This is a genomic window from Mesorhizobium sp. M5C.F.Ca.ET.164.01.1.1 (genome assembly GCF_004792125.1).
GTDB lineage: Bacteria > Pseudomonadota > Alphaproteobacteria > Rhizobiales > Rhizobiaceae > Mesorhizobium > Mesorhizobium wenxiniae.
In genome coordinates this window covers 1-333 of record NZ_SRTG01000331.1, presented here as the reverse complement: position 1 = coordinate 333, position 333 = coordinate 1, and the positions used below count along the sequence as shown (strand labels likewise).

The 333-nt window shown below is 67.6% G+C and carries 1 pseudogene; it reads right to left on the bottom strand.

Annotated elements, in window-relative coordinates:
* A pseudogene (locus EN807_RS33700) lies at positions 1-274 on the bottom strand (leucyl aminopeptidase); the annotation flags it as partial.
* Between the last annotated feature and the right edge of the window lie 59 nt (positions 275-333).

The window sequence follows — 333 nt, the reverse complement described above, 5'->3', positions numbered from 1 at the left end:
TGACGGCGGCGGCACCGCCCATGTCGCCCTTCATCTCCTCCATGCCTGAGGCCGGCTTCATCGAATTGCCGCCGGTGTCGAAGGTGACGCCCTTGCCGATGAAGGCGACCGGCGCGTCCTTGGCCTTGCCGCCCTTCCAGTGCATGACCGCCATGCGGGCGCCGCGCGGCGAACCCTGCGCGACGCCAAGCAGCGAGCCCATGCCGAGCCTTTTCATCTCCTTCTCGGTGAGGATCTCGACCTCGACCCCGAGCCCTTCCAGTTCCTTCGCGCGATCTCGTCAACGAGCCGGCCAATACGCTCGGTCCGGTCGAGTTCGCCGCTCGCGCGAAG